The organism is Burkholderia sp. BE17, assembly GCF_009362305.1.
Taxonomy (GTDB): domain Bacteria; phylum Pseudomonadota; class Gammaproteobacteria; order Burkholderiales; family Burkholderiaceae; genus Burkholderia; species Burkholderia pyrrocinia_C.
The window spans coordinates 17,000-39,467 of the sequence record NZ_WHNU01000041.1 but is presented as its reverse complement, the minus strand read 5'-3'; the positions used below and the strand labels follow the sequence as shown (position 1 = coordinate 39,467).

The following is a 22,468-nucleotide window of genomic DNA, read 5'->3' as shown; positions in this document are numbered from 1 at the left end:
ATCTTCGCGAATCGACCGACGGATAGACGGACGAATGCTGACGACTTCGGGTTGTAAAAACTGCGAGAGGGATACTGCGAGGAACTGCTGGGAGGGACCGTGCGGACAGCACACGGCGCTACGACAGCCTTAGGCTAGTCGTAGAGATAGCGGCCGCGCTAGGCGGCCGGAGGTAATTCGGAGGGTGTTCGGAAAGGAACGCATGACGGTCACTCTATGCCAGGATGCGGGCGCGTGTCAAATCGTCGGTGCGCGGGGGCCGGTCGTTGCCGTGCCGTCAGCGCGTGGTGCGGGCGATCTGCACGATCGTTCCGACCTGCCGCGCGACCGTGTCGGGCACCGGCACCTCGCCGCGCAACACGGCGTCCGTCCACGCGGCCGTCGTTGCCGCATCGCGCGATTCGGGCAGTGCGACGGGCGGCGTATCGGTCGACGAACGTTCGGCCTCGATCAGCGTGTCGCACACGCCGTCGTGCAGCCAGTCGACCTGCACCTGGCGGCGCGTATCGGCGACGGCTTCGCCTTCGGTGCCGCGCGCGAGCAGCGCGCCGCCGAGCGCTGCGTCGGGATGGTCGCGGAACAATTGCGCGAGGCTGTCGCGGTAAGGCGGGTGCGTGTAGTTGACGAGCCGCAGGCCGGCCGGCGCGAACGGCTGCAGGATCTTCACGAGCGTATGCGTCGAGTTGCGCACGCCGAGCACGCGGCGCATCGACAGCAGGTGCGCGATGCGCGGCGCCAGCGCCTCGATCGGCGCGAACGCGACGCGGCGTTCGGCGAGCATGTCCTCGATCGCATCGTGCGACGTCGACGGTGCGAGCGACAGCGCCGAGAAAATCTCCGCGCTCGTCACGCGGCCCGGGTCGCGCTCGACACCGTGCACGAGCACCGGCACGCCTTCGCGCGCCAGCAGCAGCGCGAGCAGCGGCACGAGGTTCGGCTGCTTGCGCGCGCCGTTGTAGCTCGGGATCGACACGGGGCGGAACGCGGCGTCCTGCACGTGCACGGGCTCGAACGACGCCTGCGCGGCGGCGAGCATCGCGGCCAGCTCGTCGGACGTTTCGCCCTTCAGCCGATAGGCGATCAGGATCGCGCCGAGTTCGACGTCCGACACGCGTGCGTCGAGCATCGCGCGATAGAGTTCGAACGTGTCCTCGGCGGACAGCGCGCGCGCGCCGTGCGGACCGCGGCCGATCTCCTTGATGAAGCGGGCGCAAGGGAACGGAGTGGCGGCGGGATCGTGGGAAGCGGTCATCGGTGCGTGGGGCGGGCGGCCGGCATCGGGCCGCGCGGTGAGCGGTGAGGAATGCCCCGAGTATCGCATGGGCGCGGCCGGCGCAAGCGCGGCCGCGCATCGCGTCGCGCTACACTCTGGTTACGGGCGGTGGGCGCGCCGGCTGCGCCGCGCCTGTGCCGTTGCCGGCCGAATACGACTACGAGAGACATGTCATGAAGCTCTACAGCTATTTCCGCAGTTCCGCGTCGTACCGCGTGCGGATCGCCCTGAACCTGAAGCAGTTGCCGTTCGACTATGTCCCCGTGCACATGCTGCGCAACGGCGGCGAGCAACTGAAGGACGAGTACCGCGCGCTGAATCCGGATGCGGTCGTGCCGACGCTGACCGATGGCGACGCGACGCTGCAGCAGTCGCTCGCGATCATCGAATATCTCGAAGAAACCCATCCCGCGCCCGCGCTGCTGCCGAAGCAGCCGGTCGACCGCGCGTATGTGCGCGCGATCGCGCTGCAGATCGCGTGCGAAATCCATCCGCTCGACAACCTGCGCGTGCTGAAGTACCTGAAGCACATGCTGCAGGTGCCGGAAGAGGCGAAGAACGCGTGGTACCGGCACTGGATCGAGGCGGGCTTCGAATCGCTCGAGACGCGTCTCGCGCACGATCCGCGCGCCGGCAAGCTGTGCTTCGGCGACACGCCGACGCTCGCCGACGTGTGCCTGGTGCCGCAGGTGTTCAACGCGAACCGCTTCTCGATCGACACGACGCGCTATCCGACGATCCAGCGGATCGTCGACCATGCATCGACGCTCGACGCGTTCAAGGCCGCCGAACCCGGCGTGCAGCCCGACGCCGAATGAGCGCGGCGCCCCCGAGGTGCGCATGATCGGGCGCGCATGAAAAAGGGCGCCCGAAGGCGCCCCGTGCGATACGTGCCGGCGGTGTTCAGCCGAGCAGCGCGTCCGCGAATTCCACGGCGCTGAACGGCTGCAGGTCCTCGACCTTCTCGCCGACGCCGATGAAGTAGACGGGCACTGGGCGTTGCCGCGCGATCGCGGCGAGAATCCCGCCCTTCGCGGTGCCGTCGAGCTTCGTGACGATGAGGCCCGTGAGGCCGAGCGCGTCGTCGAATGCCTTCACCTGCGTGAGCGCGTTCTGGCCAGTGTTCGCGTCGATCACCAGCAGCACTTCGTGCGGTGAGCCGTCGTGCGCCTTCGAGATCACGCGCTTCACCTTCTTCAGCTCTTCCATCAGGTGCAACTGCGTCGGCAGGCGGCCGGCCGTGTCGGCCATCATCACGTCGATCTTGCGCGCGCGCGCGGCGCTGACCGCGTCGAAGATCACCGCGGCCGGATCGCCGCTTTCCTGCTGCACGACCGTCACGTTGTTGCGCTCGCCCCAGACCGCCAGCTGTTCGCGCGCGGCCGCGCGGAACGTGTCGCCCGCGGCCAGCAGCACCGACTGGTCGAAGCTTTGCAGATGCTTCGCGAGCTTGCCGATGCTGGTCGTCTTGCCCGCGCCGTTCACGCCGGCGATCATCATCACGAGCGGCTGCGCGCGGCCGAGCATCAGCGATTTCTCGAGCGGCTTCAGCAGCTCGACGAGCAGGTCGTGCAGCGCACCCTTCACCTGCTGCGGGTCGGTCAGCCGGCCGGTGCGCACCTTTTCGCGCAGCGCGTCGAGCAGGTACTCGGTCGCGTCGACGCCCGCGTCGGACATCAGCAGCGCGGTTTCGAGCTCCTCGTACAGATCCTCGTCGATCTTCGTGTTGACGAATACACCGGTGATGCTGTTGCCCGTTTTCGCGAGCCCCGTTTTCAGGCGCGCAAGCCACGATTTCTTCGCGGATGCGTCCTGCAGCGGCGGCGGGACGATCTCGACCGTCTCGACGACTTCGTCGCGACCGTCGTTGGTCGGCGTGACCGTCATCACGACGGCCGGCGCGGCCGGTTGCGCGGGCGCCTGCGGCACGTCGACCGCGGGCGGAGCCTCGGGCGCGGGCGCATCGGACGGCTCGTCCGTTTGCTGCGCGTCGGCCGATTGCGATTCCGCGGGATCGGGCTCCTGCGTTTTCTTGAATCGTTTGAAGAAGCTGAACATGGTCTGGCGTCGGGAAGAGGGCGGGCCGCCGCCAGAGGCGGGGCGCCGGAGGGGCCGTTCTGCGTTCGCGCGGGCGCGGCGCTCGGCGGCCGAAACCGTGCATTTTATCAGTGCGGCGCGGCGCTCGCGTCAGTGCGCGCCGCCGCTGTGGTAACGTGCGCCTGTTTGGCGGTGCGCCCTGGCGCGCGCCCGGTCCCTCCGTTGCCTATATTCCGTATGTCCCGTTCCTCTCCCGGCCGCCCGGCGGCCCCTCCTGGCCGCGGCAAGCCGCACACGATCCGCATCATCGGCGGCGACTGGAAACGCACCCCGCTCGCGGTGCTCGATCTCGACGGCCTGCGGCCGACGCCCGATCGCGTGCGCGAGACGCTGTTCAACTGGCTCGGCCAGGATCTCGAAGGCCGGCGCTGCCTCGACCTGTTCGCGGGCACCGGCGCGCTCGGCTTCGAGGCCGCGTCGCGCGGCGCGGCGAGCGTCGTGATGGTCGAGCGCCATCCGCGCGCCGCGCAGCAACTGCGTGCGATCAAGGACAAGCTCGGCGCCCGCGCGGTCGAGGTCGCCGAGGCCGATGCGCTGCGGCTCGCGGCCGGGCTCACGCCGGGCGCGTTCGATGTCGTGTTTCTCGATCCGCCGTTCGGCGAACCGGCCGCGCTCGAGCGCGCGATCGCGCTGTCGGCGCCGCTCGTCGCGGCGGACGGCGCGCTGTACGTCGAGACGGGGGCGGAACTCGATCCGGCCGCGCACGACGCGCTCGCGGGCTGGCAGGTCGTGAAGCACGGCAAGGCGGGTGCGGTTCACTATCATTTGCTGCGGCGCGAAAATGATGAATAATGCGCGTTCCATACGAGGCGGCGCACCGCAAAGGCGACGCATGCCCATCTCGGCAGTGGCGTGCGCATCGCACGGCTGCCATCCCGTTTGCGTGATGACAGGAGGAGCGACATGGTAGTCGCCGTGTATCCCGGTACGTTCGATCCGCTGACGCGCGGGCACGAAGACCTCGTGCGGCGTGCGTCGAGCATTTTTGATACGCTGGTGGTCGGCGTCGCCGACAGCCGCGCGAAAAAGCCGTTCTTCTCGCTCGAAGAACGTCTGACGATTGCGAACGAGGTGCTCGGCCATTATCCGAACGTGAAGGTGATGAGTTTCACCGGTCTCCTGAAGGACTTTGTCCGCACCAACAACGCACGCGTGATCGTGCGCGGCCTGCGCGCCGTGTCCGATTTCGAGTATGAGTTCCAGATGGCCGGGATGAACCGCTATCTGCTGCCCGACGTCGAGACGATGTTCATGACGCCGTCCGATCAGTACCAGTTCATCTCGGGAACGATCGTGCGCGAAATCGCGCAGTTGGGCGGCGATGTCAGCAAGTTCGTGTTCCCGTCCGTCGAGAAGTGGCTGACCGAGAAAGTTGCTGCGATGGGAGGCCCTGCCGCGTGACGCGGCGCCGGCCGGTTTCGTTGCGAAGCCGGCCGCCGGCCTGAAGAAGTGAGATCAGTATGGCTTTGATGATTACCGACGAGTGCATCAATTGCGACGTGTGCGAGCCCGAGTGCCCGAACGGCGCGATTTCGATGGGCCCGGACATCTACGTGATCGACCCGAACAAGTGCACCGAGTGCGTCGGCCATTTCGACGAACCGCAGTGCCAGCAGGTGTGTCCGGTCGAATGCATTCCGCGCGATCCGCAGCATGACGAATCGCACGCGCAATTGATGGAGAAGTACCACGCGTTGATCGCCGGGAAGGGCGACGACGCGTCGTGACCCCGCGGTGACGCGCGCGCTTTGGGCTATCGGCGCACGCGTCACGCTTCCCGAGCGGCGCCGTCCGGCGCCGGTTCTTCCTTAGGCAAGCAGCTCGCGCAGCGCGGCGACGAGCGCATCGCATTCGGCGTCGGTGCCGACGGTGATGCGCAGATGCTGGTCGATCCGCGGCAGCCGGAAGTGCCGCACGAAAATTTCCCGTTCCTTCAGCCTTGCCGCGATCGTGCCCGCATCGTGCGCGGGATGGCGCGCGAACACGAAATTCGCGGCCGACGGCACGATGTCGAAGCCGAGCGCGTCGAGTGCATGCGTGAGCCGCGTCCGGCTGTCGATCACGCGCCGGCAGGTTGCGTCGAAATGGTCGGTGTCCTCGTACGCGGCCTGCGCGGCGACCTGCGCGAGCCGGTCGAGCGGATAGGAGTTGAAGCTGTCCTTCACGCGGTTCAGCGCGTCGATCAGCGCCGCATCACCGAACGCGAAGCCGACGCGCATGCCCGCGAGCGAGCGCGCCTTCGACGTCGTGTGCACGACGAGCAGGTTCGGATGGCGGTCGATCAGCGTAATCGCCGACTGCGCACCGAAATCGACGTACGCCTCGTCGATCACGACGACCGACGACGGATTCGCGGTCGCGATCCGCTCGACGTCCGCGAGCGGCAGCGCGCGCCCGGTCGGTGCATTCGGGTTCGGAAACAACACGCCGCCGGCGTCGTCGAGATAGTCGTCGACGCGGATCGAGAAATCGTCAGCGAGCGGCACGACCGTGGTCTGCACACCGTACAGGCGCGCATACGTCGGATAGAAGCTGTACGTGATGTCGGGAAACCGCAGCGGCCGGTCGTGCTTCAGCAGCGCCTGGAACGTGTGCGCGAGCACCTCGTCGGAGCCGTTGCCGACGAACACCTGTTCGGGCTTGATGCGGTGATGGGCCGCAACCGTTTCGCGCAGCGCGCGCGCGACCGGATCCGGATAGCGGCGCAGCGTGTCGCCGGTCTCGCCGAGTTCGCGTGCGATCGCCGCGACGACGCGCGGCGATGGCGGATAGGGATTCTCGTTGGTGTTCAGCTTGACGGGGTGCGCGAGCACGGGCTGTTCGCCCGGCACGTAAGGCACGAGTTGCTGAACGACGTCGCTCCAGTAACGGCTCACCGCTTGGCTCCTGTCGGGCAAAACGACCAGATTACCGCATGTGCGCGTCACGGTGGGAAAGGCGTGACGCCCGGCGACGCCGGACGGCACGATGCACCGGGCCGGTGCGATGCGCGATCAGTTGCGATGCAGCTGCATCGTCGCGCGGTCGAGTTCGCCCTTGACGACCATCGGCATCACGGCGAGTGCGCGTTCGATCGACGCGTCGATCACGTCCTGCTCCTCGCGGCGCGGCGGCTTCAGCACGAAGTTCGCGACGTCGGGCTTCGCGCCGGCGCGCGCGCTTTCCGGAATCAGGTCGCGCGGATGGCCGATGCCGATCCGCAGCCGCCAGTAATGCTGCGTCGACAGGTGCGCGGAGATGTCCTTGAGACCGTTGTGGCCGCCGCTGCCGCCGCCGAGCTTCAGCTTCACGGTGCCGGGCGGCAGGTCGAGCTCGTCGTGCGCGACGAGGATCTGGTCGGGCAGGATCTTGAAGAATTGCGCGAGCGCGACGACCGACTGACCGGAGCGGTTCATGTAGGTCTGGGGCTCGAGCAGGTGCACTTCCTCGCCGTGCAGGCGTGCTTTCGCGTAGAAGCCGTGGAAGCGGCGCTCGTCGCGTAACGTCGTGCCTGCTTCGCGGGCGAGCTGGTCGATCAACCAGAAGCCGGCATTGTGGCGCGTCGCGGTGTATTCCGCCCCGGGATTGCCGAGGCCGACGATCAGTTTGATCATGACGTTTCGAAGGCGGCAACGGCCGCCTGGGCGCAGAAAAAGAAAAACCCGCCGGGCAAGCCGCGGCGGGTTGCGTCGACCGTTTCGTGAAACGGATCGATGGGGCGCGTAGGCAGCCGCTTAGGCAGCCGGCGTTTCGCCTTCGCCTGCGTCCGACACGGCACCAGCCGGGATCGTCGCCGATGCGACAACCGGGTTTTCCGCGTCGACGTGCGCGACCAGCGCGACGCCCTTCGGCAGCGTGATGTCCTTCGCGTGCAGCGATTGACCGGCTTCGATCTTCGACAGGTCGACTTCGAGGAACTCCGGCAGGTCGGCCGGCAGGCACTCGATTTCGATTTCCGTCGCGACGTGCGAAACGATCGCGCTCGACAGCTTCACGGCCGGGCTGATTTCAGCGTTCAGGAAGTGCAGCGGTGCTTTCGTGTGCAGCTTCTTCTTCGCGTCAACGCGCTGGAAGTCCACGTGCAGCACCAGTTGCTTGAACGGGTGGTATTGCACGTCGCGCAGCAGAACCTGCTGCGACTGGCCGGCCACTTCGAGGTCGAGGATCGACGAGTGGAAGGCTTCCTTCTTCAGCGCGTGCCACAGGGCGTTGTGATCGAGTTCGATCTTTTGCGGGGCTGCTTCGCCACCGTAAACGATACCCGTGGTCTTACCGGCGTTGCGCAGGCGGCGGCTCGCACCCGTACCTTGCTCTTGGCGCTCGAAAGCGACGACTTTCATGTAATTCTCCAATAGCTGCCCGCGACCAGGCAGTAAAACGGGGCCGTCAAACGGCGGCCCCCGATGAAACGGCGGGGTTTCGTCTATCCCGTCCGATTGTGCAAAAAGCGAAGCGTTGCCGCTTCGCTTTCTGCGCATGCTTTGTTGTGTCGACTCGCGATCAGGATTCCGCGAACAGCGACATCACCGAATCGCCGCGGCGGATCCGCGAGAACGTCTCGGCCAGCAGGCTCGCGCTCGTCAGCGAGCGGATCTTCGAGCACGCCAGCGATTCGGCCGACAGCGGGATCGTATCGGTGACGACCAGCTCGTCGAGTGCCGATGCGGCGATGCGGTCGGCGGCGCCGCCCGACAGCACGGGGTGCGTCGCGTACGCGAACACCTGCTTCGCACCGCGGTCCTTCAGCACTTGCGCGGCCTTGCAGAGCGTGCCGGCCGTATCGACCATGTCGTCCATGATCACGCAGGTGCGGCCTTCGACTTCACCGATGATGTTCATCACTTCGGCGACGTTCGCCTTCGGACGACGCTTGTCGATGATCGCGAGATCGCAGTTGAGCTGCTTCGCGAGTGCCCGGGCACGCACCACGCCGCCGACGTCCGGCGACACGACGAGCAGATCCGAGTAGTTCTGCTTGCGCAGGTCACCCAGCAGGATCGGCGTTGCGTAGATGTTGTCGACCGGGATGTCGAAGAAGCCCTGAATCTGGTCGGCGTGCAGATCCATCGTGATGATCCGCTCGACGCCGGCGATTTCCAGCATGTTCGCGACGACCTTCGCCGAGATCGCGACGCGCGCCGAACGCGGGCGGCGATCCTGACGGGCGTAGCCGAAGTAGGGGATGGCTGCAGTGATCCGGCCGGCGGATGCGCGCTTGAGCGCATCGACCATGATCATCAGTTCCATCAGGTTGTCGTTCGCCGGTGCGCACGTGGATTGCAGGACGAAGACGTCCTTGCCACGTACGTTTTCCTGGATCTCGACCTGGATCTCGCCGTCGGAGAAACGGCTGACCATCGCTTTGCCGAGGGGAATTCCAAGAATGTTGACGACTTCCTGGGCGAGCGCGGGATTCGCGTTGCCAGTAAAAACCATCAGGCCGTCATGGCTGCTCATCGTGCACCTGCTTCAGGCTTAGGCGGGAAATGCGGGAAAATTTTTGGCAGGGGAGGAAGGACTCGAACCCTCGCATGCCGGAATCAAAATCCGGTGCCTTGACCAACTTGGCGACTCCCCTACACTTAACTGATAACTTTACCGGATTCGTGTAGGCCATCCGGCAAAGTAAAACTTCATGACGCGAAAGCGAAGAGCGGATGCTCGTTCAGGCTCTCGGCAACTGCGCCGTTCCAACTGGCGGGCAGCTTGGCTTTCGCCGCTTCTGCCTCGTGTTTGCTGCGAAACGCTGCAAACACGCTTGCTCCGGAGCCGGTCATCCTCGCGGGGGTCACATCATACAACCATTTGACCACCTGCGCAACTTCCGCGTACTTACTTGTCACAACTTGCTGCATATCGTTCCGGCCGAAGCTGTCTGGCCATCCCGCATCGCTGTTTTGCTGTGCAAGAAAGTCAGCAATTGTGACTGGCTTCGAATCTCTTGTCAACAACTCATCTGAAAAAATTTCAGCGGTCGGGACATGAACGCGTGGCGTCACAACCAAGAACCAGCGAGTCGGCAATTCTACCTCAGCTAATTCTTCTCCGATACCCTCTGCGAACGCATTTTTTCCAAAAATAAAAAACGGGACGTCCGCGCCGAGTTTCACCGCGAGCGACTGGAGCTCCGCGCGCGGCAGGTCGAGTTGCCACAGCCGGTTCAGCGCGAGCAGCGTCGTCGCCGCGTCGGAGCTGCCGCCGCCGAGGCCGGCGCCCATCGGCAGGCACTTGTCGATCTCGATGTCGACACCTGCCGCGGTGCCCGTGTGCGCCTTCAGCAGGTTGGCCGCGCGTACGACGAGGTCGCTTTCCTCGGGCACGCCGGGCACGTCGGTGACGCGTGCGACGCGGCCGTCGTCGCGCAGCGTGAAGTGCAGCGTGTCGCCCCAGTTCAGCAACTGGAACACGCTCTGCAGGTCGTGATAGCCGTTCGGGCGGCGGCCGGTGATGTGCAGGAACAGGTTGAGTTTCGCGGGCGCAAGGCAGTTGCGCAGCGAGCGGGTCGAATCGGTCATGCGTATGTCGGGGCTAGGCGCTCGTGCTTCACTGATCGAGCACGAGCTTGATGTCGAGCGGCGGTGTCGCGCGCACGAGGTTGACGCGTTTGACGCCCGTGGCCGGAGCGTCCGCGTAGGCAAGGTAGTCGATCGTCCAGCCGTCCTGGCGGATCTGCTTGACGTGCGTGTCGTCGGCCGGATCGCGTACCGTCTCCGCCGGCGTCGCGGGCGCGGGCGTCGGCAGCAGCCAGTAGCGCAGGCCCGCGAGCGGCAGTGCGAAGCCGAGCGTTCGCTGCATCAGGTCGCCGACGTCCGTCGCAAATTGCGTCGGACGGTTCGGCAGCTCGAGCGACGCCGCCTGTGGCGTCGACTTCACGACCGCGAGCGTCTGGCCGAGCGGGCTGCGCAGCTCGAGCGACACGTCGTCGCCGTGCTCCTGCCAGTCGAAGTTGCCGTACACGTTCTGCTGCTTGCCGAGACGGTCGTCGTACTGTACCGCGAAGCGGCCATGGTAAGCGTGCGTCGCGGCGGTCTGCAGCACCGCGCCTGTCGGCGCGCTTGCCGATGGCGGCGTGCTCGCGCAGCCGGCGAGCGCGAGCGCGGCGCCGGCCGCGGCCAGCGTGCGCTGCGCGCGGGAGGACAGGGAAAGCATCGGGAACATCTGCATCAGAGGCCGTTGATCTGCAGGCGCTTCAGCGTCTGCACGAGCGTTTCGTTGTCGGGCTCGAGCTTCTGCGCGGCACGCCACGCGGAACGCGCGTCGTCCTGTGCGCCGCTCTTCCACAGCACTTCGCCGAGGTGAGCACCGATTTCGGCGTTCGGCTGCAGTTCGTACGCGTGCCGCAGGACCTTCGTAGCGCCGGCCGTGTCGCCCATCCGGTACTTCACCCAGCCGAGGCTGTCCATGATGTAGGCATCGTTCGGTGCGAGCGTCATCGCCTTGTCGATCAGCTTGCTGGCTTCGGGCAGGCGCTGGTTGCGGTCGGCAAGCGAATAGCCGAGCGCGTTGTACGCCTGCGGGTTGTCGGGCTGGGTGCGGATCAGCTCGCGCAGCTGCTGTTCCATCGTCGTGTAGTGACCGGTCTTTTCGGCCGCCATCGCGTAGTCGTAGCGCAGGTCGGGATCGTCGGGGAAGTCCTGGACCGCCTGCCCGAGCCGTGCCTCGGCTTCCGGATAGCGCTTCGCGGTGAACAGGATCGACGCGTCGGTGCGCGCGACCACGGCCGCGTCGCGCGGATCCGTGATCGGCAGGTCGTCGAGCACCTTGCGCGCCTCGTCGGTCTTGCCCTGTTTCTGCAGCAACTGCGCGCGCGTGATCTGCGCGGGGAGATAGTGCTGGCTCGTCTGGTCGACCTTGTCGAGCCATTGCGACGCCTGCGCGTCGTTGTTCTGGTCGATCGCGATCTGCGCGAGGTAGATGTAGCCCTGGCCGACGTCGAGGTTCGGCTGCTTGTTGCCGAGCTGCACGTACTGCTTCAGGTAGGCGGTCGCTTCGTCGAGTTTCTTCTGCTGAATCTTGATCAGCGCGAGCGCCATCAGCGGTGTCGGATCCTTCGAGTCGAGCTTGCGCATCGTCTCGAACTGCTTCTGCGCGTCGTCGAGGCGATCGTCGGCGAGATAGAGCTGCGACAGCGCGAGCCGCGCGTCGCGCGACTTCGGATTCTGCTGAACATATTTCTCGAACGATGCGATGCCCGCCGCGCGTTCCGCCGGCCCCATCTGCGACAGCATCAGGGCCGCCGGCAGGTAGTCGGGGCGAAGCTGCAGCGCCTGCTTCAGCGATTGGGCGGCACCGTCCTTGTCGTCGACCGCGAGTTGTTGCCGCGCGATCGCGAGCTGCGCCTCGGGCCGGTTCATGTCGTTCTTCAGCATGTCCTTCAGCACCGCGAGGCCGCCGACGCGATCGGGGCCGCGCACGAGCAGCGCCTGCAGCGCGAGGATTGCCGGGCCGCGCGTCTCGCCGGTTGCGCGGGCCAGCTCGCGCGCGAGCATCTGCTGCGCGTCGGCCGGCTTGCCGGCGAGCACCAGCAGCGCGGCGTCGACCTGCGACGCCCGGTTCGAATCCGGTGCGTACTGGCGCCACAGGTTCGCGGCGGACAGCGCGTCGGCCGGGCTCTGCGCGCCGAGCGCGATCTCGGTCGCACGCTGCGCCATGCGCGGATCGCGCGTGTCGCGGGCGAGCGCGAGGTAGGTTTGGTACGCGGGCGCCGGCTGGTTGCGCTGGAGCGCGACCTCGGCCGCGAGCACCTGGTAGACGATCTGGCTCGTCAGCGGGACGCCCGGGAGATTCTTCTGCTCGTCCGGCATCACATGCTCGAACGCGCCCTGCGGCTCCGCGTCGTCCGATGCCGGATCCTGCGCGTGAGCCGGGAAGGCGGTGAGGGTCCAGGCGGCAAACAGCGCGGCGCCGATTGCACGACGGACCGGGAAGGCGCGCGCGCCGCGCGCGGCGGCGGGGCGCTTCTGAAGCAGCTTCGAGGGCAGAGTCATGGAAATCCGTTCGATGTTTCAACCGATTGTAACGCGCTCGCTACAATACACGCACGATCGTGATAGGGTCTGTTTGCATATGGAACGCACATGCGAATGCCCGAAATCGCCCGCATAGCAAGAAGCGAGGAGCGCCGTTTGGCGAGCCAAACAAGCGACGAGCGACGCCGCTATGCGGGCGATTTCGGGCATTCCCGTGACATGAATTTTTTAATTTGGGGTTGCCACGAGAACGGCCGCTCGCCGCGTTGCGCTCCTTGCGAATACGTCCAGTATTCGCAGCGTCGCGCGCCTCGCGAGCGGCCGTTCTCGTGGCAACGCATGCGCGTTCCATATGCAAACAGACCCTAGCCTCAGACCCGAATAACATGCCAGAGTTGCCAGAAGTCGAAGTCACGCGCCGGGGCATCGAGCCCTTTGTCGCGGGCCGCCGCGTCGAGCGTGTCGACGTCCGTACCGCGATGCTGCGCTGGCCCGTGCCGGCGGGGCTCGCCGAGCAGTTGCGCGCACGCGAGGTGCTCGCCGTCGAGCGTCGCGGCAAGTACCTGCTGTTCGAGGTCGACGCGGGCTGGTTCATCGTCCATCTCGGCATGACGGGCACGCTGCGCGTGCTGCCAGCGGCCGGCGTGCCGGTTGCCGCGAAGCACGACCACATCGACTGGATCTTCGACGAGTTCGTGCTGCGGTTCCGCGATCCGCGCCGCTTCGGCGCCGTGCTGTGGCACCCGCGCGAAGCGGGCGACGTGCATGCGCATCCGCTCCTCGCGAGCCTCGGCGTCGAGCCGTTCTCGCCGGCGTTCACCGGCGCGCTGCTGCATGCGCGCACGCGCGGCCGCACGGTGTCGGTGAAGCAGGCGCTACTCGCGGGCGACATGGTCGTCGGCGTCGGCAACATCTATGCGTCGGAGAGCCTGTTTCGCGCCGGCATCCGGCCGACGACGGCCGCCGGCAAGGTGTCGCTGCCGCGCTACGAGCGGCTGGCCGACGCGGTGCGCGCGACGCTCGCCGATGCGATCGAGCGCGGCGGCAGCACGCTGCGCGATTTTGTCGGCAGCAACGGCGAAAGCGGTTATTTCCAGCTCGACTGCTTCGTCTACGACCGTGCCGGCCAGCCTTGCCGCGTATGCGGCACGCCGATCCGCCAGATCGTGCAGGGCCAGCGGTCGACCTATTTCTGTGCGACCTGCCAGCGTTGAAACCTTTTTCCGCAATTAGATAACTTGAAGCCGCCCCGCATCGCCCCCGCTCCGTTCCCCGTCACGCCGCTGCACCGCACGTTCGCCACGCGCCTGATCGCGTGGCAGCGCGAGCATGGCCGCCACGACCTGCCGTGGCAGAACACCCGCGATCCGTACCGGATCTGGCTGTCGGAAATCATGCTGCAACAGACGCAGGTGTCGACCGTCATCCCGTATTACGCACGCTTTCTCGAACGCTGCCCCGATGTCGCCGCGCTCGCGGCCGCGCCGGTCGACGACGTGATGGCGCTGTGGGCGGGGCTCGGCTACTATTCGCGCGCGCGCAACCTGCACCGCTGCGCGCAGGTCGTCGCCGCCGAGCACGGCGGCGCATTTCCGGCGACACCCGACGCGCTGGCCGAACTGCCGGGCATCGGCCGCTCGACGGCCGCGGCGATCGCGTCGTTCGCGTACGGCGCACGCGCGACGATCCTCGACGGCAACGTGAAGCGCGTGCTCGCGCGCGTGTTCGGCGTCGAGGGCTTTCCGGGCGAGAAGCGCGTCGAGAACGACATGTGGGCGCTCGCCGAATCGCTGTTGCCCGACGCCGCGAACGCGGCGGACGTAAGCGCATATACGCAGGGGCTGATGGATCTCGGCGCGACGCTGTGCGTGCGTGGCAAGCCCGATTGCGCACGTTGCCCGTTCGCGGGCGACTGCGTCGCGCAATCGACGGGCCGGCAGCGCGAACTGCCGGCCGCGCGGCCGAAGAAGGCCGTGCCGACGCGCAAGACCTGGATGCTCGTGCTGCGCGATGGCGACGCCGTGCTGCTCGAGCGGCGGCCGCCGGCCGGCATCTGGGGCGGCCTGTGGTGCCTGCCGCAGGCGGACGGCGACGCCGCGCTCGCGGAGCTTGCGCACGGCTTCGGCGGCGGCGGCCCGGTTCCGCTTGCACCGTTCACGCACACGTTCACGCATTTCCGGCTCGATATCGAGCCGCGGTTGAGCGACATGGCGGACGGCGGCGGCCTGCCGTCGCAGGCACGGGACGCGGAAACCGCGTGGGTGCCGCTGAGCCGGCTCGATGCGTACGGCGTGCCGGCGCCCGTGCGCAAGCTGCTCGATGCACTGAGCGGGCCGCTGCTGTAACGAAGAGGAAAGGGTGCGGCGCGGGCCGCGCGCTCGAGAAAACGCCGGGTTGCCGCAGCTTTTCCGCGCCGAAGGAAGTCCTGTCGGAGGCGCTTACAGCCAGCCGTGCCGGTCGAGCACGTGGTGCACGGCGTCGATGCGTGCGCCGACGTCCGGAAACTCCATCAGCTTTTGTCGCGCGCGCAGGTCGAGCGGCAGCAGTTCCGCGAGTCGGTTCGACACCCAGCTCGGATCGTCGAGGCGGAACGGTTCGCCGAACGGCAGCTTGCCCGGCTCGGATTTCTTCAGTGCGCCGATGATGCGCTCGAGTACTTCGGCGCACGAGCCGAACTGCGCGAGCGCCAGCTCGCCTTCGAGCGGGATGTCGTCGGGCAGCGGCTCCGCGATGCCGACCAGCAGCCCGTTGCCTTCGACGCGATACGACAGCAGTTCGAAACGCTGCGTGCCGACCGCCTGCAGATACAGCATCCCGAATTCGCCGGTGTCGCACTCGGTGATGCGCGCCATGCAGCCGATGGTTTCGGGTACCGACACGGCGCCGTCCTGCGCGACTTCGGGCCCGCTCTTCAACAGGCACACGCCGAACGGCGCGTTGTCGCGCAGGCACGCGCGGGACATGTCGAGATAGCGTGCCTCGAACACCTTGAGCGGGAGCAGGCCCCCCGGAAACAGCACCGTGTGCAGCGGAAACAGCGGCAGGTCGATCAGGGTGGTCGATAGGGAGGACATGGCGCGCGGGCGTTGGGGCGGGTGTCGCTAGGGTCGGTCGACCTCGGAGACGAGCCGCGACGACGCGTCGACATCCACTGGCGCGTCACGATGCCGCACGATCACGTTCGCCTCGTGCGCGAGGCGCGCGGCGAGCGTTTCCGCGATGAACACCGAGCGATGCTGGCCGCCCGTGCAGCCGATGGCGACGGTCAGGTAGCTGCGGTTGTCATCGCGGAAGTGCGGCAGCCATTTCAACAGGAACGCATGGATGTCGTCGATCATCTGGTGGACGATCGGCAGTGCGTCGAGAAAGGCGATGACCGGCTGGTCGAGCCCGGTGAGCGGGCGCAACTCGTGGTCGTAATACGGATTCGGCAGCGCGCGCACGTCGAACATCAGATCGGCGTCGAGCGGGACGCCGCGCTTGAAGCCGAACGACTCGAACATCACCATCAGGTCGTTGTTCTTCTGCTCGATGAAGCGCTTGACCCATGTGCGCAGCACGTTCGCGCGCAGCGTGCTCGTATCGATCTGGTGGCCGAATTCGGCGAGCGGCGCGACGAGGTCGCGTTCGCGCTCGATCGCTTCCTCGAGCGACGACAGCAGGCCGACGTCCGCATCGTGCGACAGCGAGCCGGACAGCGGATGGCGGCGGCGCGTTTCGGAGAAGCGCTGGATCAGCGCCTGGGTGCTTGCGTTGAGGAACAGTACGCGGACATCGTGCTCGCGCGACAGCTCGCGGATCAGGCCGGGCATTTCGTCGAGCGATGCGCTCGAGCGCGCGTCGATCGCGACCGCGAGCCGGCGCTTGCCATCCTCGGCGAGGTAGCGGGCGAGTTCGGGGAGCACATGCGGCGGCAGGTTGTCGACGCAGTAATAGCCTGCGTCTTCGAGCGCGTTCAGCGCGACGGACTTGCCTGAGCCGGAGATGCCGGTGATAAGGACGATGCGCATGGGAAGCAGAGAATCCTGACGTTTCATCATAGCACCGGCTCGACGCGTCGGCGTTGCGCGGCCGGCGCGTGCGGGTTACACCAGTTTGCCGGGGAACTGACTGTCGGGATCTTGCATCGCGAGTCGTTGCCGATCCATGAAATCGCGCAACGTGTCGATTCCGCGCAACTGCAGGATCGTGTTCCGGACGGCGGCCTCGACGAGCACCGCGAGGTTGCGGCCGGCCGCGACCTGGATCGTGACCTTGCTGATCGGCAAACCGAGCACGTCGACGGTCTGGCTTTCGAGCGGCAGGCGCTGGAATTCGCCGTCCGGGCGCCGCACGAGCTGGACGATCAGCTTCAGCTTCATTTTCCGCCGCACGGCGGTCTCGCCGAAGATCGTCTTGATGTCGAGCAGGCCGAGGCCGCGCACTTCGAGCAGGTTCTGCAGCAGCGGCGGGCAGCGTCCTTCGACGAAATCGGGGCCAAGACGGACGAAGTCGACCGCGTCGTCGGCGACGAGGCCGTGGCCGCGGCTGATCAGCTCGAGGCCGAGCTCGCTCTTGCCGAGGCCAGAATCGCCGGTCAGCAGCACGCCCATCCCGAGGATGTCGAGGAATACGCCGTGCAGCGTCGCGCGCGGCGCGAGGATGCGGGACATGTACAGCCGCAGGCTGTCGATCACCGCGGCGGCCGACATCGGCGTCGTGAACAGCGGAGTAGACGAGCGCGTGCAGCGCAGCACGAGTTCGGGCGGCGCTGCGGCGCCGCCGGCGACGACGAGGAACGGCGGTTCGAGCGCGATCAGCTCGGCCATGTGGCGCGAGCGGTCTTCGTCGGTCTGGCGCTGGTAGTAATCGATTTCGGCTTCGCCCAGCACCTGGATCCGGTTCGGGTGGATCAGGTTCAGGTGGCCGACGAGGTCGGCGCTCGACGTCGCATTGCCGACCGTGTCGGCCGAAAAGCCGCGCTCCCAGCCTTCATGCCCCGTCAGCCAGCTCAGTTTCAGCGTGGCCGCGTTGTCGTCGAAGATGCTCTGGGCGTTGATGCTGGACGTATCCATGACTCTCGTCACTCCAATGAGCCGGTGCATGCGCGCGGCGACGGACGTCGCCATGCCGGGCCGGCGCCGGGCGGCCCTGGACGGTGGCGCATGCCGCCTCGTGAGGGAAAATATTCCGCCCGGATCAACTCAAGGTTGCCACTGAGTGAGCAGGCGATGCAACTCGGCGATATCCGTTTCGTTGTGCAGACGCTCGCGCGCGTCGCGATCGGACAGCAGTTGCGCGATTTCCGACAGGATTTCGAGGTGCTGCTGGGTGGCTTGCTCGGGGACGAGCAGGAAAATCAGGAGGCCGACCGGCTGGCCGTCGGGCGCTTCGAACGGGATCGGGGCGGCGAGCCGGACGAACGCGGCGAGCGGGTGCTTGAGACCCTTGATGCGCCCGTGCGGAATCGCGACGCCTTCGCCGAGCCCGGTCGAGCCGAGGCGCTCGCGCGCGAACAGATTGTCCGTGACGGTGCTGCGGGCGATGCCGTTCTGATTCTCGAACATCAGCCCGGCTTGTTCGAACACGCGTTTCTTGCTGGTGACCGAGAGGTCGATGACGACGTTCTCTAGGGGCAGGATTTTGGCTAGGCGATTCATGTTGACAGGCGATTGGGCGGCCTGGGGTCTCCTTGCGGCGGCAGACTGATTTTCCATGTGCGGCGATATCAAGGCATTTGGCATCGGCATCCTGCAACGCAGCTACCGCACCCAACGCCCCCCGGCGATAACCGGGACATTATAGAGCACAGCCGCGTGCGTGGCGCAGCATGGACGGACCGGCCGCACCATGTGCGCGGAGTCGCAAAAAAACGCCCGGCGAACCGGGCGGCGTGCGTGTTGCGGTGACCGTTATTGCGGCGGCAGTTCGATCTGGTCGATCGACGGCTGAAGCTTGATCGGGTCGTGCGCGTGCGTTTGCAGGCGCTCCATGTGCTTGACGACCTGGCGATCCAGCTTGTCGATCAGCAGATCGATCGCGGCGTACAGGTTGCCGTTTGCGCTTTCGACGAAGATGTCCTTGCCCTTCAGGTGCAGATTGATTTCCGCGCGCTGCTGCTTGTCCTTTTCCTTGTGGTTGTCGACCGAGAGGATCACAGTGCCATCGATCACCTGATCGCTATGCCGTAACACCCTGTCCAGCTTGGTGATCACGTATTCGCGAATTGCAGGCGTGACTTCGAGATGATGTCCACTGATCTTCAGGTTCATAGTGCTTCTCCAAGCGAGTGACCACCCGGCCGCATCGAGGCGGCGCTCCGGTCGACTTGCCCGTGCCGCACTAGGCGGCGTATCGCGGACAGGTCGCCCGGCTTGTTCCCCGTGTGCGCGGTGGCCGGAACACGCCTGCCGCCGGGCAGGCAGCAGGCTAAAGAGACTTGCGCAGATTCACTGCCGGGATCTTGAGGGCTTCGCGATATTTGGCAACCGTGCGGCGCGCGACCACGAAACCCTGTTCTGCCAGCAGCTCGGCAATGCGGCTGTCCGAAAGTGGCGATTTTGGGTCTTCAGCTCCTATCAGTTGCTTGATCAGGGCTCGGATGGCGGTCGACGAGGCGGCGCCACCGGTGTCGGTCGAAACGTGAGATCCGAAGAAGTACTTAAATTCAAGCGTCCCGAACGGGGTCAGCATGTACTTCCCGGTTGTCACACGGCTGACAGTCGACTCGTGTAGGCCCAGCGTATCAGCAATTTCCCGCAAAACCAAGGGGCGCATGGCAATTTCACCGTGCGCAAAGAAATTCTTTTGACGCTCGACAATAGCCTGCGCGACACGCAGGATCGTGTCGAAACGCTGCTGGATGTTCTTGATCAGCCAGCGTGCTTCCTGGAGCTGCTGCTTCAGCGAACCGGTCGAAGGATCGCCGCGACTGTTGCGCAGGATGTTCGCGTAGAGGTTGTTGATCCGCAGGCGCGGCACGACCTCCGGATTGAGCTCCGCGAGCCATCCCTGGCCGGCCTTCTTCACGATGATGTCGGGCACGACGTAGTCGGCCTCGGCCTTGCCGTACGCGGCGCCGGGGAACGGCTCGAGCGAGCGGATCAGCGCATGCGCGTCGCGCAGCGCGTCGTCGCTCGCCTTCAGGTGCTTGCGCAGCCGCGTGAAGTCGCGTGCGGCGAGCAGTTCCAGATGCTGCGACACGATCTCGAGCGCGAGCGTGCGCGTCGGGGACGGATCGAGGCGCAGCAACTGCAGCTTCAGGCATTCGGAGGCCGAGCGCGCGCCGACCCCAGCCGGGTCGAAGCTGTGCAGCAGCGCGAGCGCCGCGTTCAGTTCGTCGCAGTCGATCTCCAGCTCGGGCGGCAGGTCGGCGAGCACTTCGTCGAGCGTGGCGGTCAGGTAGCCGTCGTCGTCGAGCGATTCGATCAGGAACATCACGAGCGCACGATCGCGCGGGCTGGCCTGCGTGACGCGCAACTGCGCGGACAGGTGGTCGCGCAGCGACGTCGCGGCTTCCTGCACCTGCAGCGGCGGGAGATCGTCGTCGTCGGACGCGCCGCTCGAGCGGCCGAATTCGTCGAGATTCCATTGCGGGCCGTCGTTTCCGTCGCCGGACGCATAACCGTCGTATTCGTCGGCGCCGGCCGGCTCGTCGCGCTCCGCGCGATCGCCCGACGAACTGCCGATGTTTGCCGGGGCCGGCTCGGTGTTCTGGCCGGGAGGTGTCTGCGCGATCAGCGATCCGTCCGCCGCGACGCGCAGCGGGCTCGCGATCCATTCGTCATCGCTCTCGAGCAGCGGGTTTTGCGCGACGGCCATCGCGACTTCCTGCTGCAATTCGAGCGTCGACAACTGCAGGAGCCGGATCGACTGCTGTAGCTGGGGCGTCAGCGCCAGATGTTGCGACAGGCGGAGTTGAAGGCTGGCTTTCATGGCAAGGAGGGAGTCATACCGGCAGTTTGCCACGACCCAGGCGCGTTGAGCCATCCGCGATTACGCGCGGCGCGCCGCCCGGCCGCGGGCATGGCCGCGAAGCGGGGCGCGGCCCCGCGCGGCGATGCCGGGCGGGGTGCAGCCAGCCACGAGGAGGAAGTTACATGCGGAAGTGTTCGCCGAGGTACACGCGGCGCACGCTTTCGTTTTCGATGATTTCGCTCGGCGCGCCGGCGGCGAGCACCGAGCCGTCGCTGATGATGTAGGCGTGGTCGCAGATGCCGAGCGTTTCGCGGACGTTGTGATCGGTGATCAGCACGCCGATGTTGCGCTGCTTCAGGAACTTGACGATCTTCTGGATCTCGAGCACCGCGATCGGGTCGACGCCGGCGAACGGTTCGTCGAGCAGGATGAAGTTCGGGTTGGTCGCGAGCGCGCGCGCGATCTCGACACGGCGTCGTTCGCCGCCCGACAGCGACAGCGCGGGGTTCTCGCGCAGGTGGCCGATCTGCAGCTCGTCGAGCAGCGCTTCGGTGCGCGACGAGATCGCGTCCTTCGACAGCCGCTTGCCGTCTTCGCCGTATTGCAGCTCGAGCACCGCGCGGATGTTTTCCTCGACGGTCAGCTTGCGGAACACGGACGCTTCCTGCGGCAGGTACGACAGGCCGAGCGACGCGCGCTTGTGGATCGGCAGCAGGCTGATCGAGCTGCCGTTCAGCGAGATCTCGCCCGCGTCGAGCGGCACGAGGCCGACGATCATGTAGAACGACGTGGTCTTGCCGGCGCCGTTCGGGCCGAGCAGGCCGACGACTTCGCCGCTCTTCACGTCGAGCGACACGTCCTTGACGACCGTGCGCGAGCCGTAGCGCTTCTTCAGGTTGCGGACGACGAGCGAACTCGTGGTGCCGGCCGGTTGGCGGTTCGGTAGCGCGTTCATTGGCCCGGCGCTCCCTGGATGGTGGTCGACGGCGACAGCTTCGCCGGCGCGCCGTTCAGCGGCGCGGGGCCGCCGTTCTTCGGCGACAGCATCGCGCGCACGCGGCCGTTCGGGTTGCCCGGTGCCGCGACGTCCTTGCCGCCCTTCGCGGTGTAGAAATCGCGCTGGCCGTCGTACGTGATCACGCTGCCGTGCACGGTGTCGGCGACAGTCGACGCGCCCTGCAGGCGGCGCACGGTCGCGGCGGTCGTCAGCGTGGTCAGGTCCTGCTTGCCGTCGTAGTCGATGCGCTCGGCGTCGCCGTCGATGTATTCGTCGAGGCCTTCGCGCTTCTGGCGGAACGTCGCGTGCTTCTTGCCGCTGCCGAACGACGTAGCGTACTGATAGCCTTCCGGATCCTGGCGCACTTCGACGCGATCGCCCTTGATGATGATCGTGCCCTTCGTGATCACGACGTTGCCGGTCGCGACCGTGACCTGCTTCAGGTCGTCATAGGTCAGGTTGTCGGCCTCGACGTTGATCGGCTTGTTCTGGTCGGCCTTCTCGGCATGGGCGAGCGGCGCCAGCCCGATCAACGGGAGCGCCACGAGCGTCGCGGCGAGCGCGGCGCGGACGGCGCGCGCAGCGCCGCCGGAAATCTGTCGAGGGAACGGTTCGTTCATGCAGTCACGTGAGGGAAGCGTCACTTGGGTTGACCTTTCGAGCCGCCGGACGTGTCCGCCGCGGCGATCGTGCCGCGCACGTTGCCGTAAAGCTCGATGACCCGGGTGACGTTGTTGTACTTCATGCCGTCGGTCGCGTTGACGAGCGACAGGCCGCGCTGAAGTTTAACCGGCTTTTCGGTCTGGATCACATCGTCATTGACGAAGATCCGGAAATGCTGGGAATCGGCCTGCATTTGCGGATCGCCGCCGCCGGCCGCGCGCAGGATCCGCGCGTCGTCGTACAAATCGACGATCGACACGTCGCCATTGACGGTGCCGCGCTTCGAGGTGGTCGTCACGACCGGCTTGCCGGGCTGGAATGCGCGCATGGCCGGATCGGTCAGGTCGCTGTTTTCGGTGTCTTCGTAATGGACCAGCTTCGCGGCCGTCAGCCGGTACTGGGTCGTGCCGGACTGGTCGAGCTCGGTGACCGAGAAGTTGTCCGCGAAATAGTCGGGCGTGTGGCGCTTCGGCTGCACGGTGCCTTCGCCGGGCGGCGGCAGCGTCGCCTGCAGCAGCCACCACGTGATGCCCGCAAGCGCGGCGACCGCGGCGAGCGGCAGCAGCTGGGTCCAGCGGAAATGCGTATTCATCC

Annotated in this window: 24 protein-coding genes and 1 tRNA gene; 6 read left to right on the top strand and 19 right to left on the bottom strand. The window is 66.5% G+C overall.

Translation table 11 applies throughout. The annotated features are described in order from the left end of the window. Positions 1 to 277 precede the first annotated feature (277 nt). Positions 278 to 1,252, bottom strand: a complete 975-nt coding sequence (ybiB, locus tag GD429_RS30185; protein ID WP_152862546.1) for a DNA-binding protein YbiB — start codon at positions 1,250 to 1,252, stop codon at positions 278 to 280. A 194-nt stretch (positions 1,253 to 1,446) separates the two neighbouring features. Between ybiB and maiA the strand changes: the two genes are divergently transcribed. Next, on the top strand, positions 1,447 to 2,091 hold the full coding sequence (gene maiA / locus GD429_RS30180; protein ID WP_152862544.1) for a maleylacetoacetate isomerase: 645 nt from the start codon (positions 1,447 to 1,449) through the stop codon (positions 2,089 to 2,091). 85 nt (positions 2,092 to 2,176) lie between these two features. Here maiA and ftsY read toward each other — a convergent pair whose 3' ends face one another. Next, the gene (gene ftsY / locus GD429_RS30175) at positions 2,177 to 3,331 is read right to left on the bottom strand and encodes a signal recognition particle-docking protein FtsY (protein WP_152862542.1); all 1,155 of its coding nucleotides are present in this window, start codon (positions 3,329 to 3,331) and stop codon (positions 2,177 to 2,179) included. A gap of 216 nt (positions 3,332 to 3,547) precedes the next feature. Between ftsY and rsmD the strand changes: the two genes are divergently transcribed. The 3 genes from rsmD (at position 3,548) to GD429_RS30160 (ending at position 5,097) form a co-directional block, all read left to right on the top strand. Beyond that, positions 3,548 to 4,162 (top strand): 16S rRNA (guanine(966)-N(2))-methyltransferase RsmD, encoded by a 615-nt coding sequence (rsmD, locus tag GD429_RS30170; RefSeq protein WP_152862540.1) that lies wholly within the window; start codon positions 3,548 to 3,550, stop codon positions 4,160 to 4,162. Between the two features lie 111 nt (positions 4,163 to 4,273). After that, complete coding sequence (coaD, locus tag GD429_RS30165; protein WP_031403077.1) at positions 4,274 to 4,771, top strand: pantetheine-phosphate adenylyltransferase; 498 nt, start codon at positions 4,274 to 4,276, stop codon at positions 4,769 to 4,771. 59 nt (positions 4,772 to 4,830) lie between these two features. Then, positions 4,831 to 5,097, top strand: a complete 267-nt coding sequence (locus tag GD429_RS30160) for a YfhL family 4Fe-4S dicluster ferredoxin (protein ID WP_034179073.1) — start codon at positions 4,831 to 4,833, stop codon at positions 5,095 to 5,097. An 81-nt stretch (positions 5,098 to 5,178) separates the two neighbouring features. Here the strand turns inward: GD429_RS30160 and hisC are convergent, their stop codons facing one another. The 8 genes from hisC to GD429_RS30115 form a co-directional block, all read right to left on the bottom strand. Next, on the bottom strand, positions 5,179 to 6,246 hold the full coding sequence (hisC, locus tag GD429_RS30155; RefSeq protein WP_321574984.1) for a histidinol-phosphate transaminase: 1,068 nt from the start codon (positions 6,244 to 6,246) through the stop codon (positions 5,179 to 5,181). Between the two features lie 117 nt (positions 6,247 to 6,363). Then, complete coding sequence (gene pth / locus GD429_RS30150; RefSeq protein ID WP_034179071.1) at positions 6,364 to 6,963, bottom strand: aminoacyl-tRNA hydrolase; 600 nt, start codon at positions 6,961 to 6,963, stop codon at positions 6,364 to 6,366. 120 nt (positions 6,964 to 7,083) lie between these two features. After that, positions 7,084 to 7,689 carry a 50S ribosomal protein L25/general stress protein Ctc gene (locus GD429_RS30140; RefSeq protein ID WP_152862533.1) on the bottom strand — a complete coding sequence of 202 codons (606 nt, stop codon included), beginning with the start codon at positions 7,687 to 7,689 and terminating at the stop codon, positions 7,084 to 7,086. Between the two features lie 160 nt (positions 7,690 to 7,849). Further along, positions 7,850 to 8,806, bottom strand: a complete 957-nt coding sequence (locus GD429_RS30135) for a ribose-phosphate pyrophosphokinase (protein ID WP_034179069.1) — start codon at positions 8,804 to 8,806, stop codon at positions 7,850 to 7,852. Between the two features lie 44 nt (positions 8,807 to 8,850). After that, a tRNA-Gln gene (locus GD429_RS30130) sits at positions 8,851 to 8,927 on the bottom strand. Between the two features lie 55 nt (positions 8,928 to 8,982). Beyond that, positions 8,983 to 9,864 carry a 4-(cytidine 5'-diphospho)-2-C-methyl-D-erythritol kinase gene (gene ispE, locus GD429_RS30125; protein WP_152862531.1) on the bottom strand — a complete coding sequence of 294 codons (882 nt, stop codon included), beginning with the start codon at positions 9,862 to 9,864 and terminating at the stop codon, positions 8,983 to 8,985. A gap of 28 nt (positions 9,865 to 9,892) precedes the next feature. Continuing rightward, the gene (lolB, locus tag GD429_RS30120) at positions 9,893 to 10,513 is read right to left on the bottom strand and encodes a lipoprotein insertase outer membrane protein LolB (RefSeq protein ID WP_111016074.1); all 621 of its coding nucleotides are present in this window, start codon (positions 10,511 to 10,513) and stop codon (positions 9,893 to 9,895) included. Beyond that, positions 10,513 to 12,336 (bottom strand): tetratricopeptide repeat protein, encoded by a 1,824-nt coding sequence (locus GD429_RS30115; RefSeq protein ID WP_152862529.1) that lies wholly within the window; start codon positions 12,334 to 12,336, stop codon positions 10,513 to 10,515. Before GD429_RS30115 ends, lolB begins: the two co-directional genes overlap by 1 nt. A 368-nt stretch (positions 12,337 to 12,704) precedes the next feature. Between GD429_RS30115 and mutM the strand changes: the two genes are divergently transcribed. Both mutM and mutY read left to right on the top strand, forming a co-directional pair. Next, positions 12,705 to 13,532 carry a bifunctional DNA-formamidopyrimidine glycosylase/DNA-(apurinic or apyrimidinic site) lyase gene (gene mutM, locus GD429_RS30110; RefSeq protein ID WP_034179065.1) on the top strand — a complete coding sequence of 276 codons (828 nt, stop codon included), beginning with the start codon at positions 12,705 to 12,707 and terminating at the stop codon, positions 13,530 to 13,532. Positions 13,533 to 13,556: 24 nt separating this feature from the next. Then, positions 13,557 to 14,663, top strand: a complete 1,107-nt coding sequence (mutY, locus tag GD429_RS30105) for an A/G-specific adenine glycosylase (RefSeq protein WP_152862527.1) — start codon at positions 13,557 to 13,559, stop codon at positions 14,661 to 14,663. 93 nt (positions 14,664 to 14,756) lie between these two features. Here the strand turns inward: mutY and GD429_RS30100 are convergent, their stop codons facing one another. From GD429_RS30100 to lptC, 9 genes are all read right to left on the bottom strand, one after another. Continuing rightward, a complete protein-coding gene (locus GD429_RS30100) occupies positions 14,757 to 15,392 on the bottom strand; it encodes an LON peptidase substrate-binding domain-containing protein (RefSeq protein ID WP_152862525.1) in 636 nt (211 codons plus the stop codon). A gap of 27 nt (positions 15,393 to 15,419) precedes the next feature. Beyond that, positions 15,420 to 16,328, bottom strand: a complete 909-nt coding sequence (rapZ, locus tag GD429_RS30095) for an RNase adapter RapZ (protein ID WP_152862523.1) — start codon at positions 16,326 to 16,328, stop codon at positions 15,420 to 15,422. Between the two features lie 75 nt (positions 16,329 to 16,403). Beyond that, complete coding sequence (hprK, locus tag GD429_RS30090; RefSeq protein WP_006483133.1) at positions 16,404 to 17,372, bottom strand: HPr(Ser) kinase/phosphatase; 969 nt, start codon at positions 17,370 to 17,372, stop codon at positions 16,404 to 16,406. A gap of 129 nt (positions 17,373 to 17,501) precedes the next feature. Next, entirely contained in the window at positions 17,502 to 18,014 is a 513-nt protein-coding gene (locus tag GD429_RS30085; protein ID WP_193727236.1) for a PTS sugar transporter subunit IIA, read from the bottom strand. A gap of 195 nt (positions 18,015 to 18,209) precedes the next feature. Then, positions 18,210 to 18,569: a ribosome hibernation-promoting factor, HPF/YfiA family gene (gene hpf, locus GD429_RS30080; RefSeq protein WP_006477786.1), complete on the bottom strand. Its 360-nt coding sequence runs from the start codon at positions 18,567 to 18,569 to the stop codon at positions 18,210 to 18,212. 157 nt (positions 18,570 to 18,726) lie between these two features. Beyond that, positions 18,727 to 20,232 carry an RNA polymerase factor sigma-54 gene (locus tag GD429_RS30075; protein ID WP_152862519.1) on the bottom strand — a complete coding sequence of 502 codons (1,506 nt, stop codon included), beginning with the start codon at positions 20,230 to 20,232 and terminating at the stop codon, positions 18,727 to 18,729. Between the two features lie 160 nt (positions 20,233 to 20,392). After that, positions 20,393 to 21,169, bottom strand: coding sequence for an LPS export ABC transporter ATP-binding protein (gene lptB, locus GD429_RS30070; protein ID WP_059233172.1), 777 nt, complete (start codon positions 21,167 to 21,169; stop codon positions 20,393 to 20,395). After that, positions 21,166 to 21,831: a lipopolysaccharide transport periplasmic protein LptA gene (gene lptA, locus GD429_RS30065; RefSeq protein ID WP_152862517.1), complete on the bottom strand. Its 666-nt coding sequence runs from the start codon at positions 21,829 to 21,831 to the stop codon at positions 21,166 to 21,168. Before lptA ends, lptB begins: the two co-directional genes overlap by 4 nt. A gap of 20 nt (positions 21,832 to 21,851) precedes the next feature. Then, entirely contained in the window at positions 21,852 to 22,466 is a 615-nt protein-coding gene (gene lptC / locus GD429_RS30060; RefSeq protein WP_152862515.1) for an LPS export ABC transporter periplasmic protein LptC, read from the bottom strand. Positions 22,467 to 22,468: the final 2 nt, after the last annotated feature.